25 protein-coding genes are annotated in these 26,738 nt (G+C 74.3%); 6 read left to right on the plus strand and 19 right to left on the minus strand.

Going from position 1 to position 26,738, the window contains the following annotated elements; genetic code table 11:
• Window positions 1-134: 134 nt before the first annotated feature.
• The 4 genes from ACIQFX_RS06670 to ACIQFX_RS06685 form a co-directional block, all read right to left on the minus strand.
• Complete coding sequence (locus tag ACIQFX_RS06670; RefSeq protein WP_376489603.1) at window positions 135-731, minus strand: TetR/AcrR family transcriptional regulator; 597 nt, start codon at window positions 729-731, stop codon at window positions 135-137.
• The gene (locus ACIQFX_RS06675) at window positions 719-1,447 is read right to left on the minus strand and encodes an enoyl-CoA hydratase family protein (protein ID WP_402459464.1); all 729 of its coding nucleotides are present in this window, start codon (window positions 1,445-1,447) and stop codon (window positions 719-721) included. Before ACIQFX_RS06675 ends, ACIQFX_RS06670 begins: the two co-directional genes overlap by 13 nt.
• Window positions 1,444-3,021 (minus strand): 4-coumarate--CoA ligase family protein, encoded by a 1,578-nt coding sequence (locus tag ACIQFX_RS06680; protein ID WP_402459466.1) that lies wholly within the window; start codon window positions 3,019-3,021, stop codon window positions 1,444-1,446. Before ACIQFX_RS06680 ends, ACIQFX_RS06675 begins: the two co-directional genes overlap by 4 nt.
• A gap of 124 nt (window positions 3,022-3,145) precedes the next feature.
• The gene (locus ACIQFX_RS06685; protein WP_402459468.1) at window positions 3,146-3,769 is read right to left on the minus strand and encodes an excalibur calcium-binding domain-containing protein; all 624 of its coding nucleotides are present in this window, start codon (window positions 3,767-3,769) and stop codon (window positions 3,146-3,148) included.
• A 144-nt stretch (window positions 3,770-3,913) separates the two neighbouring features.
• Between ACIQFX_RS06685 and ACIQFX_RS06690 the strand changes: the two genes are divergently transcribed.
• Window positions 3,914-4,738 (plus strand): sporulation protein, encoded by an 825-nt coding sequence (locus ACIQFX_RS06690; RefSeq protein WP_402459470.1) that lies wholly within the window; start codon window positions 3,914-3,916, stop codon window positions 4,736-4,738.
• A gap of 9 nt (window positions 4,739-4,747) precedes the next feature.
• Here ACIQFX_RS06690 and ACIQFX_RS06695 read toward each other — a convergent pair whose 3' ends face one another.
• The 6 genes from ACIQFX_RS06695 to ACIQFX_RS06720 form a co-directional block, all read right to left on the minus strand.
• The gene (locus ACIQFX_RS06695) at window positions 4,748-5,881 is read right to left on the minus strand and encodes an acyl-CoA dehydrogenase family protein (RefSeq protein ID WP_402459472.1); all 1,134 of its coding nucleotides are present in this window, start codon (window positions 5,879-5,881) and stop codon (window positions 4,748-4,750) included.
• Entirely contained in the window at window positions 5,878-7,761 is a 1,884-nt protein-coding gene (locus ACIQFX_RS06700) for an acetyl/propionyl/methylcrotonyl-CoA carboxylase subunit alpha (RefSeq protein ID WP_402459473.1), read from the minus strand. Before ACIQFX_RS06700 ends, ACIQFX_RS06695 begins: the two co-directional genes overlap by 4 nt.
• 40 nt (window positions 7,762-7,801) lie before the next feature.
• Window positions 7,802-9,400, minus strand: a complete 1,599-nt coding sequence (locus ACIQFX_RS06705) for an acyl-CoA carboxylase subunit beta (RefSeq protein WP_402459475.1) — start codon at window positions 9,398-9,400, stop codon at window positions 7,802-7,804.
• Entirely contained in the window at window positions 9,397-11,181 is a 1,785-nt protein-coding gene (locus ACIQFX_RS06710; RefSeq protein WP_402459476.1) for an acyclic terpene utilization AtuA family protein, read from the minus strand. The genes ACIQFX_RS06705 and ACIQFX_RS06710 overlap by 4 nt, the downstream gene beginning before the upstream one ends.
• 2 nt (window positions 11,182-11,183) lie before the next feature.
• Entirely contained in the window at window positions 11,184-11,972 is a 789-nt protein-coding gene (locus tag ACIQFX_RS06715) for a TIGR03084 family metal-binding protein (RefSeq protein ID WP_402459478.1), read from the minus strand.
• Between the two features lie 168 nt (window positions 11,973-12,140).
• The gene (locus ACIQFX_RS06720) at window positions 12,141-12,326 is read right to left on the minus strand and encodes a DUF1272 domain-containing protein (protein WP_402459479.1); all 186 of its coding nucleotides are present in this window, start codon (window positions 12,324-12,326) and stop codon (window positions 12,141-12,143) included.
• 190 nt (window positions 12,327-12,516) lie between these two features.
• Between ACIQFX_RS06720 and ACIQFX_RS06725 the strand changes: the two genes are divergently transcribed.
• Window positions 12,517-13,110, plus strand: a complete 594-nt coding sequence (locus tag ACIQFX_RS06725) for a VOC family protein (RefSeq protein ID WP_402459481.1) — start codon at window positions 12,517-12,519, stop codon at window positions 13,108-13,110.
• 107 nt (window positions 13,111-13,217) lie between these two features.
• On the opposite strand, the gene ACIQFX_RS06730 is transcribed toward ACIQFX_RS06725, so the two are convergent.
• The 4 genes from ACIQFX_RS06730 to ACIQFX_RS06745 form a co-directional block, all read right to left on the minus strand.
• The gene (locus ACIQFX_RS06730) at window positions 13,218-13,766 is read right to left on the minus strand and encodes a GNAT family N-acetyltransferase (protein WP_402459483.1); all 549 of its coding nucleotides are present in this window, start codon (window positions 13,764-13,766) and stop codon (window positions 13,218-13,220) included.
• Between the two features lie 85 nt (window positions 13,767-13,851).
• Window positions 13,852-14,247, minus strand: a complete 396-nt coding sequence (locus ACIQFX_RS06735; protein ID WP_402459484.1) for a DUF3592 domain-containing protein — start codon at window positions 14,245-14,247, stop codon at window positions 13,852-13,854.
• A gap of 24 nt (window positions 14,248-14,271) precedes the next feature.
• Window positions 14,272-14,658: a VOC family protein gene (locus ACIQFX_RS06740; RefSeq protein ID WP_402459486.1), complete on the minus strand. Its 387-nt coding sequence runs from the start codon at window positions 14,656-14,658 to the stop codon at window positions 14,272-14,274.
• A gap of 108 nt (window positions 14,659-14,766) precedes the next feature.
• Complete coding sequence (locus ACIQFX_RS06745; protein ID WP_402459598.1) at window positions 14,767-15,735, minus strand: EamA family transporter; 969 nt, start codon at window positions 15,733-15,735, stop codon at window positions 14,767-14,769.
• A gap of 301 nt (window positions 15,736-16,036) precedes the next feature.
• Between ACIQFX_RS06745 and ACIQFX_RS06750 the strand changes: the two genes are divergently transcribed.
• Entirely contained in the window at window positions 16,037-16,894 is an 858-nt protein-coding gene (locus tag ACIQFX_RS06750) for a LysR family transcriptional regulator (protein ID WP_402459488.1), read from the plus strand.
• Between the two features lie 72 nt (window positions 16,895-16,966).
• Here ACIQFX_RS06750 and ACIQFX_RS06755 read toward each other — a convergent pair whose 3' ends face one another.
• The 3 genes from ACIQFX_RS06755 to ACIQFX_RS06765 form a co-directional block, all read right to left on the minus strand.
• Window positions 16,967-17,524, minus strand: a complete 558-nt coding sequence (locus tag ACIQFX_RS06755; RefSeq protein ID WP_402459490.1) for a GNAT family N-acetyltransferase — start codon at window positions 17,522-17,524, stop codon at window positions 16,967-16,969.
• A gap of 164 nt (window positions 17,525-17,688) precedes the next feature.
• Entirely contained in the window at window positions 17,689-18,621 is a 933-nt protein-coding gene (locus ACIQFX_RS06760) for a DUF2199 domain-containing protein (RefSeq protein ID WP_402459492.1), read from the minus strand.
• Between the two features lie 10 nt (window positions 18,622-18,631).
• Window positions 18,632-21,493 carry an FAD-binding and (Fe-S)-binding domain-containing protein gene (locus ACIQFX_RS06765; RefSeq protein WP_402459493.1) on the minus strand — a complete coding sequence of 954 codons (2,862 nt, stop codon included), beginning with the start codon at window positions 21,491-21,493 and terminating at the stop codon, window positions 18,632-18,634.
• Window positions 21,494-21,544: 51 nt separating this feature from the next.
• On the opposite strand from ACIQFX_RS06765, the gene serC reads away from it, so the two are divergent.
• On the plus strand, window positions 21,545-22,663 hold the full coding sequence (serC, locus tag ACIQFX_RS06770) for a phosphoserine transaminase (RefSeq protein WP_402459495.1): 1,119 nt from the start codon (window positions 21,545-21,547) through the stop codon (window positions 22,661-22,663).
• Window positions 22,664-22,736: 73 nt separating this feature from the next.
• Here serC and ACIQFX_RS06775 read toward each other — a convergent pair whose 3' ends face one another.
• Together ACIQFX_RS06775 and ACIQFX_RS06780 are read right to left on the minus strand one after the other, a co-directional pair.
• Window positions 22,737-23,705, minus strand: coding sequence for a helix-turn-helix domain-containing protein (locus tag ACIQFX_RS06775; RefSeq protein WP_402459497.1), 969 nt, complete (start codon window positions 23,703-23,705; stop codon window positions 22,737-22,739).
• A 194-nt stretch (window positions 23,706-23,899) separates the two neighbouring features.
• Entirely contained in the window at window positions 23,900-24,892 is a 993-nt protein-coding gene (locus tag ACIQFX_RS06780; RefSeq protein ID WP_402459499.1) for a WD40 repeat domain-containing protein, read from the minus strand.
• A gap of 107 nt (window positions 24,893-24,999) precedes the next feature.
• On the opposite strand from ACIQFX_RS06780, the gene ACIQFX_RS06785 reads away from it, so the two are divergent.
• Both ACIQFX_RS06785 and ACIQFX_RS06790 read left to right on the plus strand, forming a co-directional pair.
• Window positions 25,000-25,875: an alpha/beta fold hydrolase gene (locus ACIQFX_RS06785; RefSeq protein WP_402459500.1), complete on the plus strand. Its 876-nt coding sequence runs from the start codon at window positions 25,000-25,002 to the stop codon at window positions 25,873-25,875.
• Between the two features lie 134 nt (window positions 25,876-26,009).
• Window positions 26,010-26,696 carry a GDSL-type esterase/lipase family protein gene (locus ACIQFX_RS06790; protein ID WP_402459501.1) on the plus strand — a complete coding sequence of 229 codons (687 nt, stop codon included), beginning with the start codon at window positions 26,010-26,012 and terminating at the stop codon, window positions 26,694-26,696.
• Window positions 26,697-26,738: the final 42 nt, after the last annotated feature.

The raw sequence follows: 26,738 nt of genomic DNA on the forward strand, positions 1-26,738 counted from the left end.
GACGGGCGGCCCGAGGCGGCCCGCACGCCGGCGGGCGCGGCCTGAGGCGGCCCCGCTCGGACGGGCCTCAGGCGGCCCTGTCGCGGACGGGCCTCGGGCCGGCGCCTCCCCGGGCGGCCCCGCGCCGACGGGCCTCAGGCCAGCGCTTCCTCCACCAGCCGCGCCCACTGGGACACCACGCGTTCCCGGCGGGCGCGGTCGTCCGTGAGGAGGGTGGCGAGGCCGAGGCCGCGGGCCATGTCGAGGAGGCCCTGGACGGTCTCGCGGACGCCGGGGCGGGACTCGTCGGCACCGAGCACCTCGACGGCGATGCGGTGCGACTCGCGGCCGACGCGGGCTTCGAGCTCGGTGACGCGGTCGCGGAGCTGCTCCTCGTCGGACGCGGCGACCCAGAGGTGCAGGGCGGCCCGGAAGAGGGGGCCGGTGTAGAGGTCGACGAGGGCGGCGACGGCCTCCTTGCGGTCGCGGGACGGCAGGTCCCGCAGCGCGTGGGACCGCTCCTCGGCGACGTACTCGACGGCGGCGGTGAAGAGGTCCTCGCGGGTCGGGAAGTGGTGCTGGGCCGCGCCGCGGGAGACGCCGGCCCGTTCCGCGACGACGGCGACCGTGGAGCCCGCCCAGCCCCGCTCGGCGAGGCAGGCCACGGCCGCTTCCAGGAGCCGCTGCCGGGTGGCGCGGCTCCTGTCCTGCTTGGGGTTCCGGTCCGGTCTGGGTGCGGTCACAGCCGCCATGCGGGGTCCCGTCGTTCGAGGAAGGCCGTCATCCCTTCGCGTGCCTCGGCGGAGGCGAAGAGTGTGGCCGACCTCTGCACCAGGTCCTCCGCGTCGCGTTCGAAGGTCTCCAGGACTCTAGCGGTGACCAGGCGCTTCGCCTCGCGCAGGCCTTGCGGGGAGCCGGCGCGCAGGGCGTCGAGGACGGTGGGGGCGTCGGTGTCGGGGGCGGTGACCAGGCCCATGGCGACGGCCTCGGGGACGCCGAAGCGTTCGCCGGTGAGGTAGTGGCGGGCGGCGGCGCGGGGGTCGAGGCGGGGCAGGAGGGTGAGGGAGATGACGGCGGGCGCGACGCCGATGCGGACCTCCGTGAGGGCGAAGTCGGCTCCCTCGCCCGCGAGGACGATGTCGGCGGCGCCGAGGAGTCCGAGGCCGCCGGCCCGGGTGTGGCTGCCGGCGGTGACGTGGGCGACGACCGGTTTCGGGAGCTCGACGATCTGCCGGAGCAGGTCGACGAAGGCGTACGGGCTCGGCGGTGCCTTGAGGTCGGCGCCGGCGCTGAAGGTGGTGCCGGTGTGGGTGAGGACGACGGCCCGGACGGCCGGGTCCTTGCCGCAGGCGGTGAGGGCGTCGGCGAGTTCGGCGACGAGCGGGGCGGAGAGGGCGTTGCGGGTGTCGGGGGAGTTCAGGGCGAGGGTCGTGACGCCCCGTTCCTCGGTGGTGGTGACCAGGGTCATGCGCGGTCCCTCAACTCTCTGCGGAGGATCTTCCCGGACGCTGCCCGGGGGACGGTGTCGATGAACTCCACGGCGCGGACCTTCTTGTACGGGGAGACGCGCGCGGCGACGTGGGCGAGGACGTCCTCGGCGGTGAGTCCGGGCGCGGCGGGCTGGCGTACGACGAAGGCCTTGGGGATCTCGGTGCCGTCGGCGTCGGTGACGCCGATGACGGCGGCGTCGGCGATGCCGTCGTGGGTGAGCAGGAGTGCTTCGAGTTCGGCGGGGGCGACCTGGAAGCCCTTGTACTTGATGAGTTCCTTGACCCGGTCGACGACGTACAGCCAGCCGTCGTCGTCGACGCGGCCGACGTCGCCGGTGTGCACCCATCCGTCGGCGTCGATCATGGCGGCGGTGGCGTCGGGGCGGCCCAGGTAGCCCTTCATGACCTGCGGTCCCCGGATGGCGACCTCGCCCTCCTCGCCGGGTGCCGCGTCCTTGGCGGGGTCGTCGAGGGAGAGGATCCGCATCTCGGTGGAGGGCAGCAGCCGTCCGACGGTGCCGGGGGGCGGGTTCTCGGCGTCGAGGGGTACGACGTGGGTGCCGGGGGACAGTTCGGTCATCCCGTACGCCTGGCGGACGGGTGGCAGTCCGAGGCGGGTGGAGCAGGCTTCGGCGAGGGCCGCGTCGAGCGGGGCGGCGGCGCTGACGATGTACTGCAGGGACGACAGGTCGTAGTCGGCGACGGCCGGGTGCTTGGCGAGGGCGAGGACGATCGGCGGGGCCACGTAGAGCCCGTTGATGCGGTGCCGCTGGATCGCGCCGAGGAAGGTGTCGAGTTCGAAGCGGGGCAGGACGACGACGGTGGCGCCCTGCCGGAGCGGGGCGTTCATGAGGGCCGTGAGGCCGTAGATGTGGAAGAAGGGCAGGACGGCCAGGATCCGGTCGCCGGGGCCCATCGGGACGAACGGCTCCAGTTGCGCCAGGTTGGTGGCGATCGACGTGTGCGTCAGCATCACGCCCTTGGGGACGCCGGTGGTGCCGGAGGAGTACGGGAGGGCCGCCACGTCCTCGTCGGGGTCGATCGCGTGGTCCGGTACGGGGCCGGTGCTCGCCAGGAAGGCCTGGAGGGAGCGGACGTCCTCGCCCTCCGGTGCCTGGTCGCAGACGAACACCTCCTCGATCCCGCCGGCGAGTTCGGCGGCGGCGCGGGCGGTGGCGAGCAGCGGGGACACCGTGACGATCCACCGTGCGGACGAGTCCTTGAGCTGCTTGGCGAACTCCTCGGGGGTGGCGAGCGGGTGCACGGTGGTGACGGCGGCCCCGGCGCGGGTGGCGGCGTAGAACGCGATGGGGAACAGCACGGTGTTGGGGCTGTGCAGGGCGAGGACGTCGCCCTTGCGCACCCCCGCCTCCGCGAGTCCGGCCGCCACCCTCCGGTGGAAGCCGTCGACCTGCCCGTAGGTGAGCGTGAGCCCCCCGGCCCCGTCGATCAGGGCCGGGGTGTCCCCGTACCCGGCGGCGCGTCCGAGGACGGCGTCGTGGATGGGCTGGGAGAGGGTGGGAACGGCCTCGTAATCGCTGTGGAACACCATGCGTTGACCCCCTGGAGAGGTGAGCGGTGGACGCCAGGATCGCTGCTGCGCGCGGGACTTGGGGAGACCCTGTCAGCCAGCCGAAAAACAATCAAGCGTGCCTGCATGGTTTGGTGCGGACCGGTCAGCGCTCGCAGGCGACCCCGTCGCCGTCCCGGTCGAGGTGCCTGCCGTAGCCGGGCTCCCCGACGTGGATGGGGGCGGCTCCGGCGGCCCGGACGGCGGTGCAGTTCTCGTAGTAGACCTCCGGCTCCGGCTCGGCGGTCTCCGGCGGCCGGGTCGTCTGGACCGGCTTCGGCTTCACGGGCCTCGGCGTGGTGCGCGTCGGCTCCGGCGCCCGGGTGGTCGGCGCCTCGGTGGTCGGCTCCGGGGCCTCGGTGGTCGGGGCCTCCGTGGTCGGCTCCGGGGTGGGCGATTCGCCGGCCGGGCTCGGTTCCGGCGTGGTGGCCGTGGGGCTCGGCCCGGTGGGCGTCGGGCTCGTGGAGGCCGTGGCCGTCGTGGCGGGCTTCGGGCCGTCCGTGTCGTTCTTCTCCGGGTCGTCCACGGCGAGCGCGAGGAGGAACCACAGCGCCGACAGGACCGTGGCCACGATCTTGGTCCGGCTGCTCCAGCGGCTCAGCCAGGCCAGGGCTATGCCGCCCGGCGGAAAGAGCACCAACAACGTGACGACCAGGGCGGGATGCTGCCACCAGCGGCGGGTCGGCACCCACGGCGGAGGGGCCTGGTACGGGCCGGGCTGCTGGTACATGCGCGTCTCCCTGGCTCATGGCGCTCGGATGTGAGCGAAACGAGGGGATCGTATACACCGTCTTCACAATCGGAGTCGATATTCGCCGAGTTGGGACGGGCGACGCCGGTCGTGATCGGTCCGGACACCCCCTAGCCTGCACACATGGTCTTCAAGCGTCTTCTGGGCAGGGGCGGGATACCGCTCGAAATCGATACGGTCGTGGATTCCGGGCCGGTGCGGCCGGGTGGGCTGCTGACCGGGGAGGTCGTGGTGCGGGCGCCGGAGCGGTCGGTGGAGGTGAGGTCCATGACCCTGCGGCTGACGGCGAACGCGCCGCTGTTCCACAAGGGGGACGGCGACGGGGAACGAGAGGGGGACCGCTTCGACTACATCAGCGCGAGCGGCTACTTCGGCCTGAAGAAGGGCGAGGAGCGGCGGGTGCCGTTCCGCCACCGGCTGAAGTGGGAGACGCCGCTGTCGGAGATCGACGGGCGGGAGCTGGAGGGGGCCCTGCTCACCCTGCACACCGAGGTCGAGGCCGAGGGCGTCACGTCGCAGACGGACAACGACCTGGTGCGCGTCACCGGAACACCCCTGCACGAGGCCGTCTTCGAGGCCTTCGCCGCCGCCGGGTACGACTGCGGCACCTCGCGGATCGTCACGGGCATGATCCCCCGCTCCGAGTACCACCTCTATCTGGTGCAGGGGTTCTTCCTCACCTCCCGCACGGACGGCGGTGACCGTCCGCGCGAGCTGGAGCTGACCTTCCGGACCAACGCGGTCGGCAGCGAGGTCTTCGTCCGCCGGGCCTCCTTCCGGGAGCACCGCTGGAAGGACAAGGACCCGGCCCTGCGTTACCTCGCCGCCCACCACGACGTCGGCCGGGTCGACTTCGGGGCGGAGGTCCTCCGCTGGATCTCCGAGGTCGACGGCCTGGGCGACGGCGAAGGCTGGTACCCCACGGGCGCGGACGAGGGCGACGACTGACGCCGCGCCTCAGTACGACTTGGGCAGGCCCAGGGTCTGGTGGGAGACGTAGTTCAGGATCATCTCCCGGCTGACGGGGGCGATGCGGGCGACTCGGGCCGCCGTGACCAGGCGGGCGAGACCGAACTCACGGGTGAGGCCGTTGCCGCCGAGGGTGTGAACGGCGGTGTCGACGGCCTTCACGCAGGCTTCGGCGGCGGCGTACTTGGCCATGTTGGCGGCCTCGCCCGCGCCGGCGTCGTCGCCGGCGTCGTACAGCCTGGCCGCCTTCTGCATCATCAGGCGGGCGAGTTCGAGCTCGATGTGCGCCTGCGCGAGGGGGTGGGCGATGGCCTGGTGGGAGCCGATGGGCGCCTTCCAGACCTGGCGCTCCTTCGCGTAGGCCACGGCCTTCTCCAGGGCGTGGCGGCCCATGCCGATCGCGAAGGCGGCCGTCATGATCCGCTCGGGGTTGAGGCCGGCGAAGAGCTGGAGGAGGCCGGCGTCCTCGTCGCCGACGAGGGCGTCCGCGGGCAGGTGGACGTCGTCGAGGGTGAGTTCGAACTGCTTCTCGTCGGCGGCGAGTTCCATCTCGATGTGGCGGCGGCCGAAGCCGGGCGCGTCGCGCGGGACGATGAAGAGGCAGGGCTTGAGGTTGCCGGTGCGGGCGTCGGAGGTGCGGCCGACGATCAGGGTCGCGTCGGCGATGTCGACGCCCGAGACGAACACCTTGCGGCCGTTGAGGACCCAGCCGTCCTCGGTGCGGGTGGCGGTGGTCGTGATGCGGTGCGAGTTGGATCCCGCGTCGGGCTCGGTGATGCCGAACGCCATGGTCCGCGAGCCGTCGGCGAGGCCGGGCAGCCAGGCCCGCTTCTGCTCCTCCGTGCCGAAGCGGGCGATGACGGTGCCGCAGATGGCGGGCGACACCACCATCATCAGGAGCGGGGCCCCGGCGGCGCCCGCCTCCTCCAGGACGAGGGACAGCTCGGCGATGCCGCCGCCCCCGCCGCCGTACTCCTCGGGCAGGTTCACACCCAGGTAGCCGAGCTTCCCGGCCTCGGCCCACAGGGCGGCCCGGTCGAAGCCGGGGCCGTGGCGGCGGCCGAGGGCGGAGACGGCGGCGCGGAGTTCCGTGTGTTCCTGCGGCTCGATGTCGGTGCTCATACGGGGTCTTCCTCCGTTGCTTCGGTCTGTACGACGGCGAGCAGGGCGCCGACCTCGACCTGGCGGCCGGGGGCGGCGTGGAGCGCGGTGAGCGTGCCGGAGGCGGGAGCGGTGACGCGGTGCTCCATCTTCATGGCCTCCAGCCAGAGCAGGGCCTGTCCGGCGGTGACCCGGTCGCCGACGGCCAGGCCGTCCGCGACCCGGACGACGGTGCCGGGCATGGGGGCGAGCAGGGAGCCGGGGGCGGTCTGCTCGCTCGGGTCGGTGAAGCGGGGACGGGGGGTGAGGCGGTGCGGGCCGGAGTGGACAGTGCCGTCGCCGTACGCGTCGACGTCGAAGTCCCTGACGACGCCCGCGACTTCGAGGCGCACACGGTCGGGGGCCGCCGACACGACCCGTACCCCTTCGGGGGTGGTGACCTCGTGGCCGCCGTCCCTCGTCGGCCGGTAGCGGACCTCGTGGTCCCCGTACGTCCGGGTCTCGTCCTGCGAGCGGAGGTTGCGCCAGCCTCCGCCGAACCGGCCCCCGCGGGCGGCCGCCTCGGCGAGGGCGGCGGCGACGGCCGCGTACGCCTCGCCGTCCGGGGCGGCGGTCAGGGCCGGCAGGTTCCGCTCGTAGAAGCCGGTGTCGAGGGCGTCCGGCGCGGTGTAGTCGGGGTGGCGGAGGGAGGCGACGAGGAGGCCCCGGTTGGTGACGGGGCCGTGGACGCGGGCCCGCTCCAGGGTGTGGGCGAGCTTGCGGGCGGCCTCGGCGCGGGTCGGGGCGTGGACGATCACCTTGGCGAGCATCGGGTCGTAGTGGACGCCGACGGCGTCCCCGGAGGCGTACCCGGTGTCGACGCGGACGCGCCCCTCCGCGGGGACGTCGAAGCGGTGCAGGACGCCCGTCTGCGGCGCCCATTCCCGCGCCGGGTCCTCGGCGTAGAGGCGGGCCTCGATGGCGTGCCCCCGGGGGGTCGGGGGTTCGGGCGGCAGGGCCCGGCCCTCGGCGACGGCGAGCTGGAGGGCGACGAGGTCGACCCCGTACACCTCCTCCGTGACGGGGTGCTCGACCTGGAGGCGGGTGTTCATCTCCAGGAAGTGCGCCCGGCCGTCCGCGACGAGGAACTCGACGGTGCCGGCGCCGACGTAGCCGACGGCCTTCGCCGCGCGGACGGCCGTGTCCAGGAGGGAGGCCTCCAGGGCGGCGGGCAGGCCGGGCGCCGGGGCCTCCTCGATCACCTTCTGGTGGCGGCGCTGGAGCGAGCAGTCGCGGGTGCCGAGCGCCCAGGCGGTGCCGTGGGTGTCGCACAGCAGCTGCACCTCGACGTGTCGGCCGTTCTCGACGTACGGCTCGACGAAGACCTCGCCGTCGCCGAAGGCGCTCGCGGCCTCGGCGGACGCCGCCTTCAACTCCGTGGACAGTGCGGCGAGTTCGCGGACCACGCGCATGCCGCGGCCACCGCCGCCGGCCGCCGCCTTCACGAGGACGGGCAGGTCGTCCTCGGTGACGTCGGCGAGGGGGGCGATGCCGAGGAGTTCCTTCGCCCTGGTCTTCGAGGCCATCGCCTCGATCGCGGCCGGCGGCGGTCCGATCCAGAGCAGCCCGGCGTCCGTGACGGCCCGCGCGAAGTCGGCGTTCTCGGAGAGGAAGCCGTAGCCCGGGTGGACGGCGTCCGCGCCCGCCGCGAGCGCCGCCTGCACGACGAGGTCGCCGCGCAGGTACGTCTCCGAGGGCGCGGCCCCCGGCAGCCGTACGGCCGTGTCGGCGGTCCGGACGTGCAGGGCGTCGGCGTCCGCGTCGGAGTACACGGCGACGGTGGAGATGCCCAGCTCGCGGCAGGTGCGGAAGACGCGGCAGGCGATCTCGCCACGGTTGGCGACGAGGAGGGAGGTGATCAAGGTGTGCCTCGCACGAGGAGGGGGGTGATCAAGGTGGGCCTCACATTCGGAAGACGCCGAAGCCGCCGCGCGCGCCCTCGACCGGTGCCGTGTGGATCGCGGAAAGGCAGAGACCGAGGACGGTGCGGGTGTCGCGGGGGTCGATGACGCCGTCGTCGTAGAGCCGGCCGGAGAGGAACATCGGCAGGGACTCGGACTCGATCTGCGCCTCGACGAGGGCGCGCAGCCCCGCGTCCGCCTCGTCGTCGTACGGCTGCCCCTTCGCGGCGGCGGACGCCCGCGCCACGATCGACAGGACGCCGGCGAGCTGCTGCGGACCCATGACGGCGGACTTCGCGCTCGGCCAGGCGAACAGGAAGCGCGGGTCGTACGCCCGGCCGCACATGCCGTAGTGCCCGGCGCCGTAGGACGCGCCCATGAGGACGGAGAGGTGCGGGACCTTCGAGTTCGACACCGCGTTGATCATCATGGCGCCGTGCTTGATGATGCCGCCCTGCTCGTACTCCTTGCCGACCATGTAGCCGGTCGTGTTGTGGAGGAAGAGGAGCGGGATGTCGCGCTGGTTGGCGAGCTGGATGAACTGCGCGGCCTTCTGCGACTCGGCGGAGAAGAGGACGCCCTGCGCGTTCGCGACCACGCCGACCGGGTAGCCGTGCAGGGCCGCCCAGCCCGTCACGAGACTCGGCCCGTACAGCGGCTTGAACTCGTCGAAGTCGGAGCCGTCGACGATCCGGGCGATCACCTCGCGCGGGTCGAACGGCGTCTTGAGGTCCCCGGGCACGATGCCGAGGAGTTCCTCCCCGTCGTACTTCGGGGGCTCCGCGGGGCCCGGATCCCCGTGGTGCTTGCGGTGGTTGAGGCGCGCGACGATCCGGCGCGCCTGACGGATCGCGTCGGCCTCGTCGACGGCGTAGTGGTCGGCGAGTCCGGACGTCCTCGCGTGCATCACGGCGCCGCCGAGCGACTCGTCGTCGCTCTCCTCCCCCGTCGCCATCTTCACCAGCGGCGGGCCGCCGAGGAACACCTTCGACCGCTCCTTGATCATCACGGCGTGGTCGGACATGCCGGGGACGTACGCGCCGCCCGCCGTCGAGTTGCCGAACACGACCGCGACCGTCGGGATGCCGGCGGCCGACAGCCGGGTGAGGTCGCGGAACAGCGCCCCGCCCGGGATGAAGATCTCCTTCTGCGAGGGGAGGTCGGCGCCGCCGGACTCGACGAGCGACACGACGGGAAGCCGGTTGGCGAACGCGATCTCGTTGGCCCGCAGCGCCTTCTTCAGCGTCCACGGGTTGGAGGCGCCGCCCCGCACGGTCGGGTCGTTGGCGGTGATCAGGCACTCGACGCCCTCGACGACCCCGATGCCGGTGATCAGCGAGGCGCCCACCGTGTAGTCGCTGCCCCAGGCCGCGAGCGGCGACAGCTCCAGGAACGGCGAGTCGGGGTCCACGAGCAGCTCGATCCGCTCCCGGGCGAGCATCTTGCCGCGCCCGTGGTGCCGGGCCGTGTACTTCTCGCCGCCGCCCGCGAGGGCCTTGGCGTGCTCGGCGTCGAGGGCGGCGAGCTTGTCGAGCATGGCGGCGCGGGCGTCCGCGAAGTCGGGTCCGCCGGTGTCGAGTGCGGAGGCGAGGACGGTCACTGGATTTCCTCCGGGACGTCGGGCGGGAGGGCGGCCGGGGTGGCGGTGGGGACGAGGGTGGCAGTGGGGGTGGTCGGGTTCTCCGGACGCGCGTCCGGCGTGGCGGAGAGGAGGGCGGTCGGGACGGCGACGCGGCGGGAGCGGAGCCATTCGCCGAGGGCCTTGGCCTGGGGGTCGAAGCGGGCCTGGGAGGCGACGCCCTCGCCGAGGATCCCGGCGACGGTGAAGTTGAGCGCCCGCAGGTTCGGCAGGACGTGCCGGACGACCTCCCGACCGGCGGTCTCCGGGAGGAGGGCGCGGAACCTTCCGACGGTGAGGGTGTGGGCGAGCCAGCGCCACTCCTCGTCCGTGCGGACCCACACGCCGACGTTGGCGTCGCCGCCCTTGTCGCCGCTGCGGGCCCCGGCGATCCGGCCGAGCGGCACCGTCAGGGTCGGCCCGTGGGGGTACGGCGGCGGAAGCTCCGGGTCGGGTACGGGTTCCAGGTCGCGGGTCCTCGGGGGTACGGGGACGTCCCGGCGGGTCCCGTCGGGGAGGACCGCCGTGTGCGGGACGTCGGCGGCGGGCACGTACGCGGCCTCGAAGACGCCGTAGGGCGCGCCCTTGCCGGGCGGGGCGGTGACGTGGAAGCCGGGGTAGCTCGCGAGGGCCAGCTCGATGGCGGCGCCGGTGAGGGCGCGGCCGACGGGCTCCGGGGCGGGGTCGCGGACGACGAGGCGCAGCAGGGCGCTCGCGGTCTCCTCGGTGGCGGCGTCGGGGTGGTCGGTGCGGGCCAGTTCCCAGTGGACCTCCGCCGGCCGGTTCGCGGTCAGCGCGTCCTCGACCTGGTCGCGCACGAGCCGCGCCTTGGCGTCGACGTCGAGGCCGGTGAGGACGAACACGACCTCGTTGCGGAAGCCGCCGAGCCTGCTGCGGCCCGCCTTGAGCGTCGGGGGCGGCGCCTCGCCCCGTACGCCGTCGATCCAGACCCGGTCGGGGCCGTCCTGGGTGAGGCGCACGGTGTCGAGCCGGGCCGTCACGTCGGGGCCGGCGTAGCGGGCGCCGGCGGTCTCGTAGAGGAGTTGGGCCGTGACCGTGCCGACGTCGACGAGGCCGCCGGTGCCGGGGTGCTTGGTGATGACGCACGTGCCGTCGGCGTGGAGCTCGGCGAGGGGGAAGCCGGGGCGGCGGAGGAGCTTCGGGTCGTGGTCGGCGAAGAACGCGTAGTTGCCGCCGGTGGCCTGGGTGCCGCACTCCAGGACGTGCCCGGCGACGACCGCCCCCGCCAGCTGGTCGTACGCCTCCGGGCCCCAGCCGAACCGCCACTGCGCCGGCCCCGTGACGAGGGCGGCGTCGGTGACCCGGCCGGTGACGACGACGTCCGCGCCGGCCGTGAGGCAGGCGGCGATCCCGGCGCCGCCGAGGTAGGCGTTCGCCGTCAGGACGCCGTCCGACGGGGCCAGCCGGTCGCCCTCGACGTGGGCGATGCGGACCGGCAGGCCGAGCTTGGCGGCGAGCGCGCGCAGGGCGTCGGCGAGTCCGGCCGGGTTCAGTCCGCCCGCGTTGGTGACGATCCTGACGCCCCGCTCGTGGGCGAGTCCGAGGCCCTCCTCCATCTGCCGGAGGAAGGTCTTCGCGTAGCCGGCCGACGGGTCCTTCAGCTGGTCGCGGCCGAGGATGAGCATGGTCAGTTCGGCGAGGTAGTCGCCGGTGAGGACGTCGAGTTGGCCGCCGGTGAGCATCTCGCGCACCGCGTCGAAGCGGTCGCCGTAGAAGCCCGAGGCGTTGCCGATGCGCAGCACTCCTACGCCTCCCGGGGTGCGCGGCCGCCGCCGGCCGGGCCCGCGAAGGCCTGCGCGATGCCGAGCCAGCGCTCCGCGTCGGGCCCGTCGGCGACCAGGGCCGTGTCGGCCCGGTGGACGCGCTGGGTGACGAGGAGGCAGAAGTCGAGGGCGGGACCGGTGACCCGTTGCGCCGCGTCCTCGGGCCCGTACGTCCACGACTCGCCGTCGGGCGCGGCGAGTTCGACCCGGAACGGCTCGGCGGGCGCCGGGACGCCCCGCACCAGGTAGGCGTAGTCACGGGCGCGCACGCCGATCCACGCGACGTGCCGGAGGCGGGCCGTGGGCGCCCGGACGACCCCGAGGGCGTCGGCGACGTCCTGGCCGTGCGCCCACGTCTCCATCAGCCGGGCGGTGGCCATCGCGGGAGCGCTCATCGGCGGCCCGTACCAAGGGAATCGGGCGCCGGGCGGGACCTCCAGGAGCGCCGCCCGGAGCAGGTCCCGGCCCTCGCGCCAGTGGGCGAGCAGCTCGGCGGGCGGCAGCTTCGCCCCCTCCTCCGCCCCCTCGTCGACGAACCGGTCCGGCGCCGCCAGCGCCTTCTCCGTCTCGGCGGCGAACGCCTCCGCGTCGGTGGCGGCGAGCAGAGCGGCCCTGTCCGTCCACGCGAGGTGCGCGATCTGGTGGGCGATCGTCCAGCCGGGCGCGGGTGTCTCCGCCCCCCACTGCTCCTCGCTCAACTCTCCGACCAGCGCGTCGAGTTCTTCGCTCTCGGCGCGCAGGTCGTCAAGGACGACGACGGAGTCGGACACGGTGCGCTCCCCTCGGGGACGGGCGGTCACGGGCCTTCGCCGAGGAGCATGGCAGCGCCACAAGAAACAATCAAGCGCGCTTGCTTTAGATTTTTCGGGCACCGGGCACCGGACCCCGGCCGGCGGACGCGACCCGAAAGCCGCGGACGGACCGGCCGCGCGACGGACCTACCCCACGCCCCTCCGCGTCGGGCGCGCCACCAGCTCGCCCCCGCAGTTAGGACAGACCCCGCCCATCTCCTCCGCGCACGGCACGCAGAAACTGCACTCGTACGAGCAGATCCGGGCGGGACCCTCCGCGGTCAGCACCGCCGTCTCGCACCGCTCGCACCGGTCCCGCATCTCCAGGGCCATGACGTGACTCCCCTCTCCCCAGGCACTCGCCGACCGCGCCGCGCGCACCCGACGACGACCACCCCATCGTCGGCGGCCGCCCCACCTCCCGAAACAGGCGGAGGGCCAAAGATCAACCGGATCCGGCCCCCGGGACACCGCCGGCGGCGACAATGCACGAGCGACGCATCGGACGACTTGGGGGAACGGCATGCTCACCGGCATCGTGATCGACGCACTCGACGTCACACGCATGGAACGCTTCTGGCAGGACGCCACACAGGGCCGCACGGACGGCCTCCGCCTCCGCTTCACGCCGACCACGGAACCGAAGCCGGCGGCCAAGAACCCGCTCCACCTCGACCTCGCCGGGGGCCCCGCCTGGGAGGCCGAGGTCGACCGCCTGCTGTCCCTCGGCGCCACCCGGGTCGACATCGGCCAGGGCGACGTCCCCTGGGACGTCCTCGCCGACCCCGAGGGCAACGAGTTCTGCGTCCTGCGCCCGGGACACCCCGGCGTCCTCGCCGACTCCGGCCTCGTCGCCCTCTGCCTCGACACCACCGCCGAGGACCGCCACGCCCAGTCGGACTTCTGGCGGTCCCACACCTCCTGGCACGCCGTGGAGTCCCACGACTGGGGCGTCCGGCTCCGCCGCACCCCCACCAGCACGGTCTCCCTGGTCATGGGCCCGCCCGCCGCGCCGAAGGCCGCACGGAACCGCCTCCGCCTCGAAGTGACCCACCCGGACGGCCGCCCCGGCGAGTTCCTCGACACCGCGGGCAACGAGTTCCACATCGCGCGCTGACGCGAAGGCGCCGGCTTCCGCGTCGTGGTGCCCCGACGCAGGACAGGCAGAGGGGCCAGGCGGATCGCGATCCGCCGGGCCCCTGGTTCTCCGTGCGTGCTCCCGGCTCAGTCGGCCGGCGTCTCCGGGGTCCACGCGCCGAACCACTGCTCGGCCCCGAACTCCTCGAACCGCTCCACCTCGGCGAAGCCGAGCCTCTCCGCGAGACGCATCGCCCGCCCGTTCGCGCTCCGGGTCGTGAGCACCACCGGCTCGCCGGGATGCACCCCCGCGAACCACCCGAGCGCCGCCACGCACGCCTCGCCGGCGTACCCGCTCCCCCACGCCCGCGGCAGGAACAGGTAGCCGAGCTCGGCCTCCCCGCCCTCCGGCGCCACGCGCGGCTCGCGCCCCGGGTCCCGCCGGTCGAGGGTGACCATCCCGATCATCGCCCCGTCCCGCTCCACCACGAAGAGGCCCGGCCGCCGTCCCGGCACCTCCGGCATCGCGCTCTCCAGCTGCTCCCGGGGCCGAGCGCCCCCGACGTACGTCCCGACCTCCGGCGACGAGAACAACTCGACGAACCCCGCCCTGTCCCGCGCCTCCGACTCGCGCAGCACGAGCCGTTCGGTCTCTATCGGGGCGGGCGGCCACACAACGGAACCGGGTTCAGTCATGCCCGGCAACCTATCGCGCGCCCGAAAAATCGACCGGCGATCCACTCCGCATGCGCAATGCGTCCTGCCCGAAGGGCAGTCGGGGTCAGTGGGTGAGCGCCCACAGGCCGACGCCGGCGGCGGGGGCGCAGCAGGCCAGGAGGAGGAGGCCGCCGAGGATCCCCGTCACGGTGTCCTCGGCGAACTCCTCGGGACGATGGGGGTCGTAGACCACGCTGATCACGTCCGGGGCCGTGTACTCGTTGATGCGGGCGTACGACTCGCCCGTGACCGGAGCGCCGCCCGGGGGCGTGAAGCGGACGATCGGGTAGTGGTGCACGTCCCCGTCGCCGTCCTCGTGCTCGCGGACCCCGACGACCTCCGCGTCGACCCACACGCCCCGGCGCTTCAGGCCGATCGCGGACCACGTCAACACGGCCCCCGTCACACAGCCGGTGACGCCGATGACCGCGGCCAGCCACATCCCCACGATGCCCCCCACGGGGGCATCGTAGGTCGCGCTCCCTCAGTGCCGCACCAGGCAGAACGGATGCCCGGACGGGTCCGCGTAGACCCGCCAGCCGCGCTTCGCGTCGCCCGCGTCGCCCGCGTCGAGGACGGTCGCGCCGTGGGCGAGGACCTGCTCGTGGGCCGCGTCCAGGTCGGCGACGCCGAAGTCGAGGTGGAACTGCTGGGGGCGGTCGGGGTCGGGCCACGCCGGGGGCCGGTGGTCGGCGACGCCCTGGAAGCAGAGGACGAGACCTCCGGGGGTGTGCAGGGTCGACCAGGCCTCGTCGAGGGACCAGCGGCGGTCCGGGCGGTCGACCTCGCCGCCGAGGACGGCGCGGTAGAACGCGGCGAGTGCGCGGGGAGCGGGGCAGTCGATGACGAGGCACTGCAGTTCGGCGATCACGCGCGGATCCTAGGACGCGACCGCGGCCGACGGGGGGCGTCGGCCGCGGTCGCGTGCGGGGTTCCGGGGCCCGACCGGGCCGGTGGAGGGGGGCCGGGTCGCCGTCGGTCAGCGTTCGGCCGTGGCGCCGTCCTGTGCGTCCCACCGGGCCCCGGTGTCCCGTCGGGCCGCGCGGGCCTGGGTGCGGACCGCGCCGATGCTGGCGGCGATGACGAGGGCGATGGCGAGGGCGTCGAGGAGGGAGAGGGCCTGGCTGAGGATGAGGAAGCCGGCGGTGGCGGCGATGGCCGGTTCGAGGCTCATGAGGACGGCGAAGGTGGGGGCGGGGAGGCGGCGGAGCGCGAGGAGTTCGAGGGTGTAGGGGAGCACGGACGACATGAGCGCGACGGCGAGGCCGAGGCCGATCGTCGACGGTACGAGGAGCTTGTCGCCGGCCTCCACGATGCCGAACGGCAGGCTGATGACGGCGCCGAAGGCCATGGCGAGCGCGAGCCCGTCGGCCTGCGGGAAGCGCCGGCCGGTGCGGGCGCTGAAGACGATGTACGCCGCCCACATCGCGCCCGCGGCGAGCGCGAAGGCGGCTCCCGCCGGATCGAGGCGGTCGAAGCCGCCGCCGCTGAGCAGGACGACGCCGCCGAGGGCGAGCCCCGCCCAGAGGAGGTTCGTCAGCCGGCGGGAGGCGACCACCGAGAGGATCAGCGGGCCGAGGACCTCCAGGGTCACGGCGGCGCCCAGCGGTATCCGGTCCGCGGCCTGGTAGAAGAGGATGTTCATCGCCGCCATGGCGGCGCCGAAGACGAGCACCGTGCCCCAGTCCGCGCGGCCGTAGCCGCGGACCTTGGGCCGGCAGACGACGAGCAGCACGGCCGCCGCGAGGACGAGGCGGAGCGTGACGACCCCGAGGGCTCCGGCGCGCGGCATGAGCAGCACGGCGACGGCGGACCCGAACTGTACGGAGAGCCCGCCCGCGACGACGAGCGCGACGGGCCCGAGGCGGCGCCCGGCGGTCCCCCGCCCGGCGAGGCCGGCGCCGGGCGAACCGGCTTCCGCGACGTTCGCGACGGGGGCGGGGCCCACACCGGCAGCGGCGACCGGGGCGACCGCGTCCTTGACCGGACTGTCCACCGACTACTCCTCCGTACGACGACTCCACACGACCCGTTGATCAGATCGACCAGGTTGACCAGATTGATTAGGTCGATCGGGTCGATCAGATTGATCAGATTGATCAGGAAGTCCATGAAACTGAACTACCAGTTCAGAATAATGCACTCCAGGTGGGTCTTCCTCCTGATTCCCCCTCCCCCTCTCCACCCACGCTACGAGCCCCCGCGCGGCACCGGAAATGCCGATTGCCCTGGGGTTATGCTCCCGACGCATGAGCATCGAGCTGCGCCACCTCCGCTGCTTCCTCGCCATCGCCGAGGAATCCAGTCTGACCAGGGCGGCGGCCCGGCTCCACCTGACGCAGCCCGCCGTGTCCCGCACGCTCGCCGCGCTCGAACAGCACCTCGGTGCGCGCCTCGTCGACCGGTCCACCCATCACCTCGCGCTGACCGCCGAGGGCCGCGCCTTCCTGGACCGGGCCGCCGCGGCGCTCGCGGCCTTCGAGGACGCCGTCGACCCGGCGCGGCTCCGCCACCGGCCGCTGCGGCTCGGGCACGCCTGGTCGGCGTTCGGCCCGTACACCACTCCCCTGCTCCGGCGCTGGCAGCGCGAGCACCCCGAGACGCCCCTCGAACTCCTCCGCATCGACGACCGCACCGCGGGCCTCGCGCGGGGCGAGGTCGACGCGGCGCTGCTGCGCGGCCCGGTGGACGCGCCGGGCCTGGTCACCGAGGAGCTCACCACCGAGCACCGGGTCGCGGCCCTGCCCGCCGACCACCCGCTCGCCGACCGGCCCCGGCTCGCCCTCGCCGACCTCACCGGCGAGACCGTCGTCCTCAACACCGTCTCGGGCACGACCACGCTCGCCCTCTGGCCCGCCGCCGCCCGCCCCTCCGCCACCCTCACCGTCGCCAACACCGACGACTGGCTCACCGCCATCGCCGCCGCCCGCGGCATCGGCGTCTCCTCCGCCTCCACCGCCAGCCTCCACCCCCACCCGGGCGTCACCTACCGCCCCCTCCCCGACGCCCCCGCCCTCCCGGTCGTCCTGGCCTGGCGCGACGCCTTCCCCCACCCGGCGACGACCGCCCTGGTCGCCATGGCACGGGACGTCGTCGGCGGAACCTGAACCCGCCCTCGGCCCTGTCCGGAAGGCCCCGCCCGGCTCACGACGCCTGGAACGCAGATCGCCGCGCGGGAGTCACCGGGAGGCGCGGCCGTCCCACTCCTCGCGGAGGATCCCGTACGTGATCGAGTCGCGCCAGGCGCCCCGGACGTGCACGTGCCCGCGGATGCGGCCCTCCTCCGTCATCCCGGCGGCGAGGAGGGTGCGGGCGGAGGCGGTGTTGAGGGGCGCGCGGGCGGCCCAGACGCGGTGGAGGTCGAGTTCGCCGAAGGCCAGGGCGAGGAGGAGGGCGACGGTCTCGCGGCCGTAGCCGACGCCCCACGACGCGGGGCGCAGCGCGAAGCCCAGGGTGGCGGCCCGCTGCTGGTGCGGGTCGAGGGCGAGCCGGCCGAAGCCGACGAGTTCGTCGGTGGACCGCTCGACGACGCCGAGCGCGTACTCCTGCCGGGGAACGGCCCGCGCCGACGCGCGGGACCGTTCGACGATCGCCCGGACCTCCTCCACCGACCGCGGGGTGAAGCTCAGGTGCTCGGTCGCCGCGGGGGAGCCGTAGACGCCGTGGACCGCGGTGACGTCACCGGGCTCCAGCTCACGCAGGACGAGCCGGTCGTGCGGGAAGGGTGACCGCTCCATCGTGCGAGCGTATCCGGGCGCCCCGTCGCGCGGGGGAAGTCCGCGCGATCGCGAGAGAGGTCCGTGCGATGCGGTGCGGGGCCCCTCAGGTGATGGGGTCCTCAGGTGGTGGGCCCCACAGGCGGCGGGCCGCTCAGCTGATGGGCCCCTCAGACGGCGGACCCTCAGGTGCTGCGGGCCGGGGCGGGTGTGTGGCGTCGGAGGGAGTGCCAGACGTGGCCGGCCCAGGTGTGCGCGGCGGCGTCCTCGTGCGAGCAGTACAGCCCGGCGGCGGAACCGTCGGTGTCGACGGCGTACGCGGCGAACTCGTGCCGCCCGTGTCCGGTGTCGGCGGGCGTGCGCCAGAAGGCGTGCCGTACGCCTCCGTCCGGCAGCCGTTCGGTGCTGCGCTGCACGGCCGGGACCTCGGGCGCGCCGTCGAGGAGCGCGGCGAGGAAGTCCTCGGCGGTGCGGTCGGCCCGGTCGTCCTGGAAGAGCGCGACGGCCGCGCTGCGGTCGGGGCCCGCGAACTGGTCCGCCCCGTCGGCGAACCGCGCCGCGAGCCCGGCGCTGCGCTCCACCGACCAGCCGTCGCCGAGGTCGGTCCGGACCGCGACGGGCAGCGGTGTCGGGAAGCGCTCCAGGACGTGGTCGCGGTCCCAGACGTCGCCGAGCAGCCGGACGGCGGTCGGCGAGTGCCCCTCCACGAGGTACGGCAGCTCGTCGGGGTTCGCGATCCGCCCCGTCATCTCCAGGCCGAGGACCTCCGTGTCCCACGGCTGGACCGCGTTGGCGAGCCGTCCGCGGACGACGAGGTCGGGGTAGGCGGCCTCGTCGTACCAGGCGGCGGCCGTCCGCCGGAGCGTCTCCTCGTCGACCTCCAGCCAGGTCCCGAGGACGAGTTCGGTGTCCCCGGCGAGCTTCAGCGGCAGCAGGCACCGGACGAAGCACCCCACTCCGTCCACCGCGAGCAGCGCGTCCGGTCCCGGAGTCCGCCGCGCCTCCTCGGGCGTCCCGAGGGCCGCGTCCGGCAGCCCGAACCGGATGTCGATCCGCCGTTCGTCGGCGAGGGGCTCGCCGCAGCACGAACAGGAGGGGGAGGGGGTCTCGGTGCTCATTCCCCGCACTCTATGCGGGCCGGTCCGGGCGCCCGGACGACGGCCCTCCGCCGGGCGGCCGTCCGTCCGGCCGCGGTTCGCCCGGCTCCTCGGCGAGTGCCTCCGCCAGCAGTTCGGCCAGGTGGTGGCCGCGGTGGCCGGTGAGGTCGGCGATCTGGGTGCGGCAGGAGAAGCCGTCGGCGAGGACGGCGGTCCCGGGGGATGCGGCCGCCAGGGCGGGGAGGAGCTGGTCCTCGGCGCAGGCGACGGAGACGTCGTAGTGGCCGGGTTCGAAGCCGAAGTTGCCGGCGAGGCCGCAGCAGCCCCCGGCGAGGTCGCCGGTGAGGCCGGCGCGGGCGCGGAGGCGGCGGTCGGGGGTGTCGCCGAGGACGGCGTGCTGGTGGCAGTGGGTCTGGCCGGTGGCGGGGAGGTCGAGGCGCGGCGGGGTCCAGCCGGGGGCGAGGGTCTCCAGGGCCTCGGCGAAGGTGAGGACCGAGGCGGCGAGGCGGGCCGCCCGCGGGTCGTCGGGGAGGAGTTCGGGGAGGTCGGTGCGGAGGGTGGCGGCGCAGGAGGGTTCGAGGACGACGACCGGGGCGTTCGGCTCCCCCGTCACGTCGAGCGTCCTCCGCATCACCTTCCGGGCGGCGCCCAGCTGTCCGGTCGAGACATAGGTGAGGCCGCAGCAGACGCGGCCCGGGGGGAGTTCGACGCCGAGGCCGGCGTCCTCCAGGACGCGGACGGCGGCTCGGCCCACCTCCGGGGCGAGGTGGTTCGTGAAGGTGTCGGGCCAGAGGGTCAGGGCGGGCGGGCGGGCGGAGGCGCGTTCGGCGAACCAGGACGTGAAGGACCGCGCGGCGACCCGGGGCATGGTCCGCTCGGGGGTGACCCCGGCGAGCCGGGCCGCGAAGGGCAGCCGCATCGCCGTGTTCAGGCCGCGTCCGAAGAGGTCGAGCCAGCGCGGGAGGCGGCCCATCGTCCAGTGGGAGCGGGGTCTGCGCCAGGCGCCCGTCGGGCCCGCGTAGTGGTGGTGGAGGAACTCGGCCTTGTAGGCGGCGATGTCGACGCCGACCGGGCAGTCGCTGCGGCAGCCCTTGCAGGAGAGGCAGAGGTCGAGGGCTTCGCGGACCTCCGGGGAGCGCCATCCGCCGGTGACGACCTCGCCGAGGGCCATCTCGTGGAGGAGGCGGGCGCGGCCGCGGGTGGAGTGCTTCTCGTCGCCCGTGGCCCGGTAGGAGGGGCACATCACGGAGGGGCCAGAACTCGGTCCGTCGACGCGGCACTTGGCGACGCCCACGCAGCGGGCGGCCTCGCGGCCGAGGCCGACGAGCGGGAGGCCTGCGAAGCGCAGGCCGGAGTCGAGGGGCTTCGGGCGGACCAGCATGCCCGGGTTGAGGCCGCCGTCCGGGTCCCAGACGTCCTTGACGGCGCCGAAGAGGGCGACGAGTTCGTCGCCGTACATCTTCGGGAGGAGTTCGGCGCGGGCCTGCCCGTCGCCGTGCTCGCCGGAGAGGGAGCCGCCGTGGGCGACGACGAGGTCGGCGACGGCTTCGGAGAAGCGGCGGAAGTCGCGTACGCCGCGGTCGGTCCAGAGGTCGAAGTCGATGCGGACGTGGACGCAGCCGTCGCCGAAGTGCCCGTACGGGATTCCCCGGAGGCCGAATTCGGTCAGGAGGGCGCGGAAGTCGCGGAGGTACGCGCCGAGCCGGGCGGGCGGCACCGCGCAGTCCTCCCAGCCGGGCCAGGCCTCACCCCCGGGGCCCGTCCGGGAGGCCCCGTCCCCGGGGCCTCCGGGCATGCGGGTGGCCGTGCCCGCGGCGTCCTCCCGGATCCGCCACAGGGCGCGCTGACCTGCCGGGTCGCGGACGACGACGGCGTCGATCGGGTCGGCGGCGCGGACGAGGGCGCGGGCGGGCCCCTCGCCGTCGACCTCGCAGAAGAGCCAGGCGGCGCCCCGGGGCAGGCCCGCGGCGCCCCGGACGAGATCGGCCGCCATGCCTTCGACGGTCAGCGGCCCGTACGGGAGGAGTCCGGCGGCGGCGTCGGCCGCGGCGGTCTCGTCGGCGTAGCCGAGGACGACGAGGACAGGTTCGGTCGGGAGGGGGACGAGGGCGACGGTCGCCCGGGTGATGACGCCGAGGGTGCCTTCGGTGCCGCAGAAGGAGCGGGCCACGTCGACGCCCCGTTCGGGGAGGAGGGCGTCGAGGGCGTAGCCGGAGATACGGCGGGGGAGGCCGGTCGGGTAGCCGGTCCTGAGCAGGGCGAGGTTGCGGTCGACGAGGTCGAGGAGGCCGGGCGGTGCGCCCTGTCCGCCGGGGCCGAGCGTCAACTCCGCGCCCCGGTAGGTCACCACGTCGAGGGAGCGCACGTTGTCCGCGGTGGTCCCCCAGGCGACGGAGTGCGCCCCGCACGCGTTGTTGCCGATCATGCCGCCGAGGGTGCAGCGGCTGTGGGTGGAGGGGTCGGGGCCGAAGGTGAGGCCGTGGGGGCGTGCCGCGTCCCGCAGCCGGTCGAGGACGAGTCCCGGGCGGACGACGGCGGTGCGCTCCTCCGGGTCGAGGGAGACGATCCCGCCCATGTGCCGTGTGAGGTCGAGCACCACGCCGGTGCCGGTCGCCTGGCCTCCGATCGAGGTCCCGGCGCCGCGGGCGACGACCGGGGTGACGCCGTGGACGCGGCACACCTCCAGGGCCGCCGCGACGTCGGCGGCGTCGCGCGGGGCGACCGTACCGGCCGGAACGCGGCGGTAGTTGGAGGCGTCCATGGTCGTCAGGGCCCGGGCGGTGACGGAGAAGTCGACGTCTCCGGCGACGGCGGCGCGGAGGTCGGCGGCGAGCTCGGACGCGTGTTCCTGGTGTGTTCCCACAAGGCCAGGATGTCCCAGGACTCGTCTCATCCGGCGGACATCGGGCGACCGGCCCCTTCCGGACCCGATACTCTCCGCCTCGTGGCTGATATCCAGATTCCCGCTGACATCAAGCCCGCCGACGGCCGTTTCGGCGCGGGCCCCTCCAAGGTGCGTACGGAGGCGCTGGACGCCCTGGCCGCCACCGGCACCTCCCTCCTCGGCACGTCCCACCGCCAGGCTCCGGTCAAGAACCTGGTCGGCGAGGTACGTACCGGCATCAGCGACCTGTTCTCGCTTCCCGAGGGTTACGAGGTGATCCTGGGCAACGGCGGCTCCACCGCCTTCTGGGACGTCGCGACCCACGGTCTGATCGAGAACAAGTCGCAGCACCTCACCTTCGGCGAGTTCTCCTCGAAGTTCGCGAAGGCCGCCAAGCTGGCGCCGTGGCTCGCGGACCCGACCGTGGTGTCCTCCGACCCGGGGACGCACCCGGAGCCGGTGGCCGAGGCGGGCGTCGACGTCTACGCGTACACCCACAACGAGACCTCCACCGGTGTCGCCGCCCCGATCAAGCGGGTCGCCGGCGCCGACGAGGGCGCGCTCGTCCTGGTCGACGCGACCTCCGGTGCGGGCGGCCTGCCGGTCGACATCACCGAGACGGACGTCTACTACTTCGCCCCGCAGAAGTCCTTCGCCGCCGAGGGCGGCCTGTGGCTCGCGGCCTTCTCCCCGGCCGCCCTGGAGCGGGCGCAGCGGATCCACGCGTCCGGCCGCCACGTCCCGGAGTTCTTCTCCCTGCCGACGGCGATCGACAACTCGCTGAAGAACCAGACGTACAACACCCCGGCGCTCTCGACCCTCTTCCTGCTCAACGAGCAGCTGAAGTGGATCAACGGCCAGGGCGGTCTCGACTGGGCCGTGGCCCGGACGAAGGAGTCCTCGGACGCGCTGTACGGCTGGGCCGAGGAGTCCAAGTACGCGTCGCCGTTCGTCACGGACGCGGCGAAGCGCTCGCAGGTCATCGGCACGATCGACTTCGCGGACGAGGTCGACGCGGCGGCGGTCGCGAAGGTGCTGCGCGCCAACGGCATCGTGGACACCGAGCCGTACCGCAAGCTGGGCCGCAACCAGCTGCGGATCGCGATGTTCCCGGCGATCGACCCGGCGGACGTGCGGGCGCTCACGGCCTGCATCGACTACGTGATCGAGAAGCTGTAACACCCGTTCCCCGTACGGAGGGCCCGGCATCGGACATCGTCCGCGCCGGGCCCTCCGGCGTACCGCCCGGGGGTCAGCGGCTCCCGCGCCGGTGGCTGCTGGGGGTCGTGCCGTACGCGCGGCGGAAGGCGCGGCTGAAGTCGGCCTGGTGCCGGAAGCCCCAGCGGCCCGCGATCTCGCCGACGCCGTGGTGGCGGAGGTCCGGGTCGGCGAGGTCCGCCCGGCAGCGTTCGAGGCGGAGCCGCCGGATGGTGGCGCCGACCGTCTCCGGTTCGTCGCGGAAGAGCAGGTGGAGCAGGCGCACGGAGATGTGGTGGTGGGCCGCGATGGCCGCCGGGCCCAGGTCGGGGTCGGACAGGTGGTGGTCGATGAAGGTGTGGATGCGGGCGCGGAGGACCTGCTGCCGGGTCTCGGCGGGCAGCGGGGCGGGGCTGTCGGCCGCGGCGGCGAGGAAGGTGGCGGCGAGGTCGAGCGCGATGCCGCCGAGGCGGCGCAGTTCGGCGGGTCGGCACCGGTCGGCCTCGGCGCGGAGCCCGTTCAGGTAGGCGGCGAGCAGCGCCCCGGATCCGGTCCGCGAGGGCAGCGGCGTGCCGAGCAGCCGGTCCGCCCGGTCCTGTTCGATCGGCATGGCCGCCCGGGGCAGCCGCAGCAGGCTGACCCGCGAGAGCCGCCCCTCGTCGTGGAACGCGCAGTCCAGGGGGTGGGAGGTGTCGAAGAGCGCCATGTCCCCCGCGGTGAGCAGGGAGTTGTTGCGGCGCTGCTCGATGCCGATCGGGCTGCCGTGGACGAGGAAGAGGAAGTACTGCTCCGGGTCCGCGCGCCGGATGTGGGCGGCGGCCCGCCGCGCGGACATCGGGGAGAAGGCGAAGCAGGAGACGTCGGTGTCGACGAGCCGGATCGCGGTGGCGGAGCCCTCGAAGCGGTCGGCGTACGGGCTGGTGATCGACACCGGCATGACCAGGTCGCCGACCATGTGGGCCCACCATTCGAAGCCGTCGCGCGCGCTGACGCTGGTGGTGGAGACCGATGCCTTCACCCTCACCCCCCAGTGATGTGTCCACGCCCATAGTGGACACCCGGCGGGCCGCGCAACAGCGCGGTATCGGCCAACTCGCCTGAAGTCGGTGGTTGTTGGTGGGGGGGGCGAGGGCATGTGTGCCCACCGGCCACCGCCCACCGGCGACCGGCCATCGGTGGCCGGCCACCGGTCGCCGGTCGCCGGCCACCGGTCCGGGGTCAGCCCCTGCGCAGGAGGCGTTTGACGCCGACCACGAGGACGGTGGCGCCGGCGAGGACGAGGAAGCCGGTCGTGACGTTGCCCTGCTCGCCGTCGGCGGCGGGCGCCGAGGGGGACTTCGGCGCACCGCCCGGCGCCGCCTCCGTCGGCTCGCCCGACGGGCGGCCGGCGTTCGGCCGGTCCACCCGCACCACCCGGCTGTCGCGGCCCTCGGAGCCGAACATGAAGGCCGAACCGTCCGGGGTGTACGTCACCGACTCCGCCTGGCCCTGGAAGGGCGCTCCGGCGGAGGTGCCGTCGTCGCCGAGGCGGCCGCCCTTCCAGGCGTACTCCTTGGCGCTGAAGTAGCCGCGCAGGACGAGCCGGTCGCCGTCCGGGGAGAACGCGCCGTCGGTGACCCACGGGACCTCGTCGACGCGGCGGAAGACGTTCGTGCCGGACGCGGAGAGGCGGTCGGGGCCGGCGTAGAGGCCGCCGCCGTCCTCGTTCTTGCTGGCGATGTAGACCCGGCCGGTCTTCGGATGGACCATCATCGCCTCGGCGTTGCGCGGCCCGTCGGCGTACTTCACGTCGTACTGGGTCGCCGTCACCGTCTGGTCCTTCAGGACCTTCGGCTCGGGGAAGCGGTAGATCCAGACGTGGTCCCAGGAGCCGTCGAGGTTGTCGCCGATGTCGCCGACGTAGAGGTCGCCGTCCGGGCCGACGGAGATCGCCTCCATGTCGCGGGGCGTGCCGACGCCCTTCAGCGTCAGGGTCGCGACCGTCTTCCCCGTACGGGAGTCGATGCCGTAGACCAGGGGCGCGTCCTGGTCGTTGTGGGTCCAGTAGATCCCCGGGTGGGCGCGGCTCGCGGCGAGGCCGCTCGACTCGGTGATCCGCGGGTCCTCGATCGTGAAGTCCCGGTCGGGTTCCTGTCCTTCGGCATGGGCATGGCCGGCGGGGAGCAGCACCAGGGCCGCCGCCGCGCCGAGGGCGCACAGAACGGATCGCATGGGCCCAAGCCTGCCACGGCGGCGCCGCGGACGCCGGGCGGTGCGGTGCGCCCACCACCCGCGAAACCTTGTTGACCTGGGACGGAGGTCCTGCCATGGTCGCGCGCATGCCCACTTTCACCGCGCCCGACGGCACGGAACTCGCCTATCACTTCTCCGGTCACGACTCCGGGAGCGGCGGCTCCGGCGCCGGGGAGCCGCTGCTCTGCCTCCCGGGCGGTCCGCTCCAGGACTCCGCCTATCTGGGTGACCTCGGCGGGCTGGCCGCCCGCCGGTCGCTGGTCCACCTCGACCTGCGGGGCACCGGCGCCTCCGCGACGCCGGCCGACCCGGCGTCGTACCGCTGCGACCGGCTCGTCGAGGACGTGGAGGCGCTGCGCGCGCACCTGGGCCTGGACACCGTCGACGTGCTCGGACACTCGGCGGGCGCGAACCTGGCCGCGCTGTACGTGACCCGGCACCCGGCGCGCGTCGGCCGGCTCGTGCTGGTCACGCCCGGCGCGGCGGCGCCCGGCCTCGACACGAGCGGCGAGGAGCGGCTCGCCGCCGCCCGGCAGCCGTGGCGCGAGGCGGAGCCGTGGTTCCCGGAGGCGTACGCGGCGCTCCAGGAGCTCGCGGCCGGACGCGGTTCCGCGGCGGCCTTCGCGGCGATCGCACCGTTCTTCCACGGCACCTGGGACGCGGCCGCACGGGAACGGCACGCCGACAGCCACCGGCAGCGGAACGCCGCGGGCGCGGCCGTCTACGGAGGCGAGGGCGCCTACGCGCCGGACGCCACCCGCGCCGCGTTCGCGGCCTTCGACCGGCCGGTCCTCGTCGTCGCCGGCGAAGGCGACGCCAACACCCCGGTACCGACGGCGGCCGCGTACGCGGACCTCTTCCCGAAGGCCGAGCTCGCCGTCCTCGCGGGCGCCGGGCACTTCCCGTGGCACGACGACCCGGAGTGGTTCGCCGAGACGGTCGGCGCGTTCGTGACGGCTTAGGCCCCGACGGGGCCCGACGCCCCGTGCCCCGTGTCCCGTGCCCCGTGCCCCGTGCCCCGTGCCCCGTGCCCCGTGTCCCGGATCACGTCGCAGCGCCGTCGCTGCGCCGGGACGCGGTCCGCGATGATGTGACCATGCGTTTTCTGTTCGTCGGCGACAGCATGACCATCGGACGCGTCGGCGACTGGACCTGGCGCCACCGGATGTGGCGGCACCTGGAGGCCGTGCTTCCCGGGGGGTACGAGATCGTGGGTCCGCGTACCGGGCTCTACGACCCGACGGCCGCCGACGCGCCGGACGGCGTCGAGGCCTACGCGGACCCGGACTTCCCCGCCGCGGCGCGGCGCCACCTGGCCGGCTGGGGCGAGGGCTGGCTGCACATGGCGCCGGTGATCGGCGAGACGGTCACGGCCACGGGCGCGGACGTCCTGCTGATCTCCCTGGGTCTGATCGACCTCGGGTTCTACACGAACAGCGACCAGACGGAGGAGAACGTCCGGGCGTTCGTCGCGGCGGCCCGCGCCGCGAACCCGCGCGTGCGGGCCGTCCTCCTGCCGGTCATCCCCAACGTCCGCGCCGGCTACGACGCCCCCTTCGCCGCCGAGTGCGCCCGCTTCAACGAGCTCCTCGCCAAGGCCGTCGCCGACCTGGACACGGCCGCCTCCCCCCTGCTGCTCGCGACGATCCCCGAGTCGTACGACCTCGCGACCGACACCTACGACGGCACCCACCCGGGCCCCACCGGCGAGCACAAGCTGGCCGCCGCCTTCGCCGACGCGATGCACCAGGCCTGGGGCCTCGGCGGCCCGTACTCCGGCTGAGCACCCGCGAACCGGGCCGCGAGGGCCGGGCCGCAGAGGTCG

Origin of the sequence: Streptomyces sp. NPDC093089, assembly GCF_044754405.1 — a bacterium.
Classification (GTDB): Bacteria; Actinomycetota; Actinomycetes; order Streptomycetales; family Streptomycetaceae; genus Streptomyces.

Bases quoted from the DNA above. Each gene is read 5' to 3' on its own strand.
- ACIQFX_RS06670 (WP_376489603.1), bottom strand. From the start codon at position 731: ATGGCGGCTGTGACCGCACCCAGACCGGACCGGAACCCCAAGCAGGAC.
- ACIQFX_RS06675 (WP_402459464.1), bottom strand. From the start codon at position 1,447: ATGACCCTGGTCACCACCACCGAGGAACGGGGCGTCACGACCCTCGCC.
- ACIQFX_RS06680 (WP_402459466.1), bottom strand. From the start codon at position 3,021: ATGGTGTTCCACAGCGATTACGAGGCCGTTCCCACCCTCTCCCAGCCC.
- ACIQFX_RS06685 (WP_402459468.1), bottom strand. From the start codon at position 3,769: ATGTACCAGCAGCCCGGCCCGTACCAGGCCCCTCCGCCGTGGGTGCCG.
- ACIQFX_RS06690 (WP_402459470.1), top strand. From the start codon at position 3,914: ATGGTCTTCAAGCGTCTTCTGGGCAGGGGCGGGATACCGCTCGAAATC.
- ACIQFX_RS06695 (WP_402459472.1), bottom strand. From the start codon at position 5,881: ATGAGCACCGACATCGAGCCGCAGGAACACACGGAACTCCGCGCCGCC.
- ACIQFX_RS06720 (WP_402459479.1), bottom strand. From the start codon at position 12,326: ATGGCCCTGGAGATGCGGGACCGGTGCGAGCGGTGCGAGACGGCGGTG.
- ACIQFX_RS06725 (WP_402459481.1), top strand. From the start codon at position 12,517: ATGCTCACCGGCATCGTGATCGACGCACTCGACGTCACACGCATGGAA.
- ACIQFX_RS06730 (WP_402459483.1), bottom strand. From the start codon at position 13,766: ATGACTGAACCCGGTTCCGTTGTGTGGCCGCCCGCCCCGATAGAGACC.
- ACIQFX_RS06750 (WP_402459488.1), top strand. From the start codon at position 16,037: ATGAGCATCGAGCTGCGCCACCTCCGCTGCTTCCTCGCCATCGCCGAG.
- ACIQFX_RS06755 (WP_402459490.1), bottom strand. From the start codon at position 17,524: ATGGAGCGGTCACCCTTCCCGCACGACCGGCTCGTCCTGCGTGAGCTG.
- ACIQFX_RS06760 (WP_402459492.1), bottom strand. From the start codon at position 18,621: ATGAGCACCGAGACCCCCTCCCCCTCCTGTTCGTGCTGCGGCGAGCCC.
- ACIQFX_RS06765 (WP_402459493.1), bottom strand. From the start codon at position 21,493: ATGAGACGAGTCCTGGGACATCCTGGCCTTGTGGGAACACACCAGGAA.
- ACIQFX_RS06780 (WP_402459499.1), bottom strand. From the start codon at position 24,892: ATGCGATCCGTTCTGTGCGCCCTCGGCGCGGCGGCGGCCCTGGTGCTG.
- ACIQFX_RS06785 (WP_402459500.1), top strand. From the start codon at position 25,000: ATGCCCACTTTCACCGCGCCCGACGGCACGGAACTCGCCTATCACTTC.
- ACIQFX_RS06790 (WP_402459501.1), top strand. From the start codon at position 26,010: ATGCGTTTTCTGTTCGTCGGCGACAGCATGACCATCGGACGCGTCGGC.